The organism is Mesorhizobium sp. M1A.F.Ca.IN.020.06.1.1, from assembly GCF_004023265.1.
Taxonomy (GTDB): domain Bacteria; phylum Pseudomonadota; class Alphaproteobacteria; order Rhizobiales; family Rhizobiaceae; genus Mesorhizobium.
On sequence record NZ_RZSR01000804.1, the window covers coordinates 1 to 2,798 of the forward strand.

4 protein-coding genes are annotated in these 2,798 nt (G+C 62.2%); 2 read left to right on the top strand and 2 right to left on the bottom strand.

The genetic code is table 11. The features are described 5' to 3' along the window. Together EOA60_RS27205 and EOA60_RS27210 are read left to right on the top strand one after the other, a co-directional pair. Positions 1-454 (top strand): TetR/AcrR family transcriptional regulator (locus tag EOA60_RS27205; RefSeq protein ID WP_164899571.1); only part of this gene is annotated, 454 nt, incomplete at its 5' end. 213 nt (positions 455-667) lie between these two features. After that, positions 668-1,258, top strand: coding sequence for a hypothetical protein (locus EOA60_RS27210; protein ID WP_067324919.1), 591 nt, complete (start codon positions 668-670; stop codon positions 1,256-1,258). Between the two features lie 281 nt (positions 1,259-1,539). Here EOA60_RS27210 and ppa read toward each other — a convergent pair whose 3' ends face one another. After that, complete coding sequence (ppa, locus tag EOA60_RS27215) at positions 1,540-2,073, bottom strand: inorganic diphosphatase (protein WP_067001447.1); 534 nt, start codon at positions 2,071-2,073, stop codon at positions 1,540-1,542. Between the two features lie 215 nt (positions 2,074-2,288). Then, positions 2,289-2,795 (bottom strand): GNAT family N-acetyltransferase, encoded by a 507-nt coding sequence (locus EOA60_RS27220; protein ID WP_127334908.1) that lies wholly within the window; start codon positions 2,793-2,795, stop codon positions 2,289-2,291. Positions 2,796-2,798: the final 3 nt, after the last annotated feature.

Consider the following 2,798-nt stretch of genomic DNA (forward strand, 5'->3'; position numbering starts at 1 on the left):
GCCCAGCCTGTACCGGACCTTCCCGTCCAAGGACGAACTCGCCGCTTCCTATCTGCGCAAGTACGACCTCGAATTCTGGCAGCGGTTCGACGACGCCGTGGACGCGCATCCTGGCAACCCGCGCGCGCAGATCATCGCTTTCCTCACCCGCGTCGGCAAACGCACGCAGAGGCCGGACTATCGCGGCTGCGGCATGACCAATGCGGCGGTCGAATATCCCGAGCACGGCCATCCCGCGCGGGTGGTGAGCGAGAACAACAAGCAGGAATTGCGCCGGCGCCTGCGCGCCATGGCGGCAGCGATGGGTGCGAGTGATTCCGATACGCTGGGCGATGGGCTGCTGCTGCTGATCGAAGGCGCCTATATCAGCGGCCAATTGTTCGGCCTCGGCGGACCGGCGGCATCAGTCGCCCGTAACGCCGATCTGCTGATTGAAGCCAGCTTGAAGAACTAGTGGTCCGCTGCTTCGGCGCTTTTCCTGCAACGTCGGCTGTTGGCGAAACCATCGAGGAGAGCGCCCCTCTCCCCGTCGCTATACAGGGAGAGGATGCCGGCAGGCAGGTGAGGAGCAGCACCGGCCTAGACAATTGACCCTTCGCGCCAACCCAGCTTCCTAGGCTCACGCGGGTTTTAACGCTACGCTGCTGCACCAAACGGAGGTCTTCGGATGCGCGCCTGGCTTGCTCTTACTGCCTTTGTCATCCTTGGTGGCTCGGCCCATGCCGGCGACATTTCCAGCGACTATACCGACCTCGACTGGAAGAAGGACTGCGTGACCTACGCGCAATCGGAAGAAGGCGACGGCGACTGGGCGAACCTCGCCTGCGCGGGCTATCGCGGCTATCCGGTGCTGATCGGCTATGACGACGCGCGCGAGTCCGTCTACTACGGTTTTCCCTCCGACGACATGACCGCCATCTGGGAGAGTTTCTCCGGGTTCAACACCGCTGGGGCGAAGGTCGAGTGGCGCATCGAAACCAATGGCGACAAGGCGGTGCCCTTCGCCGTCATTCATCGTCGCGAGATCAGCAATCCCGAAAACGAAAACAAGCCGACCGAGGTGCTGGTCGTCGCCAAGGTCGCGCAGCCGGAGGAGCATGAGGGTTGCACAATCGGCCTCGTGCTCGCTACCGGCAACCCTCAGGCCAACGATCAGGCCCGCAAGCTCGCCGACCAAAAGGCGAAGGGTTTTGCTTGCGGCAAGGACAAGCGCGAGGTGATCGGCAACGTGCCGGACTTCGGCCGAGTAGATAACTAGAAATCAGAGGGTGTTCGACGAATGCGAGACGGCGAAGGTTGCGCATCCGTCATCCTTGGGCGGAGCAAGGAGCGAAGCGACGCGGCGCAGACCCAAGGATCCATGCCGTTACATCAAGGCGTTGCCACGGTGCAGTAATTCTGTTCCGTAACGATCTTCGCGCGACCTCACGGCATGGATCCCAGGGTCTCCGCGACGGAGCTGCGCTCCTGCTTCGCCCTGGGATGACGACGTTGAGGGCTCGCCCAAGCCCCATCGCCCAGCCGTTGGCTGCCGCTTACCTACTTGACCGCCTTCGCCCGTTCGATCGCCTCGACGATCATCTTCTTGGCATAGTTGGAATCGTGCCAGCCCTCGATCTTGACCCATTTGCCGGGCTCGAGATCCTTGTAGTGCTCGAAGAAGTGCTGCACCTGCTGGCGGGTGATTTCCGGCAGGTGCGTGTATTCGGTGACATTCTCGTAGCGCAGCGTCAGCTTCGGCGAGGGAACCGCGATCACCTTCTCGTCCTGGCCGGCATTGTCTTCCATGATCAAGACGCCGATCGGCCGCACATTGATGACGCAGCCCGGCACCAGCGCGCGCGTGTTGCAGACGAGCACGTCGATTGGGTCGCCGTCCCCCGACAAAGTGTGCGGCACGAAGCCGTAATTGCCGGGATAGCGCATCGAGGTGTGCAGGAAGCGGTCGACGAACAGCGTGCCGGCCTCCTTGTCCATCTCGTACTTGATCGGCTCGCCGCCGATCGGCACCTCGATGATGACGTTGATGTCCTCGGGCGGATTCTTCCCCGTTGGTACGGCTTCGATGCGCATGCTCAAATCCCTCTCTCGATTTGTGAGATCGATAGCGGGCGGCGCTTCATGGTGCAATGCGGCGAATAGCACTGGACGCTAATGGAAGCGCACAGTTTGTGATGGATTGTAACCCAATGCATGTCGCCCAAGACTGCGCAGCGGTTTTGGGCGAACGATATGCATCAAACGAAGACTTGAAGCACGTCACCGCTACGCGCTTTAAGTGGCGGCCATCATTCCCAGACGAAGGCAACCTTCTTCAGCGCCTTCTGCTCGAAGACCTCGACGCCTTCGGCGACGTCGCGGCCGCCATTGCCGGCATAGAAGGCCAGCGCGTTGTAATTGTCCTCCAGCGCCCACACCACCAGGCCTCTGAGGCCGTGGTCGGCAAGGCGCGTCCGCGCCGCCTTGAACAGCCTGCTGCCGAGGCCGATGCCCTGATATTCCGGACGCAGGTAAAGCTCGTAGATCTCGCCTTGCTGCCTGAGCTCGCGGGCGCGGTTCCTGCCGATCGTGGCATAGCCGGCGATCGTGCCCCCGATCTCGACCACCAGCACGGTCGCTGCCTTGCGAATTGCGTTCGCCCACCAATCGGGGCCGCGGCGATTGATCATGGCCGTCAGCGTGCGATGCGGGATGATGCCGGAATAGGCGCCGCGCCATGCCTCCTGGTGCACGTCCGCGATAGCCATTGCATCGCGAGGGTCGGCTTTCCGGATGTCGATCGCCAGCGTGTTCATGAT

Coding starts and splice junctions, on each gene's coding strand:
- ppa (WP_067001447.1), bottom strand. CDS start 2,073: ATGCGCATCGAAGCCGTACCAACGGGGAAGAATCCGCCCGAGGACATC.
- EOA60_RS27210 (WP_067324919.1), top strand. CDS start 668: ATGCGCGCCTGGCTTGCTCTTACTGCCTTTGTCATCCTTGGTGGCTCG.
- EOA60_RS27220 (WP_127334908.1), bottom strand. CDS start 2,795: ATGAACACGCTGGCGATCGACATCCGGAAAGCCGACCCTCGCGATGCA.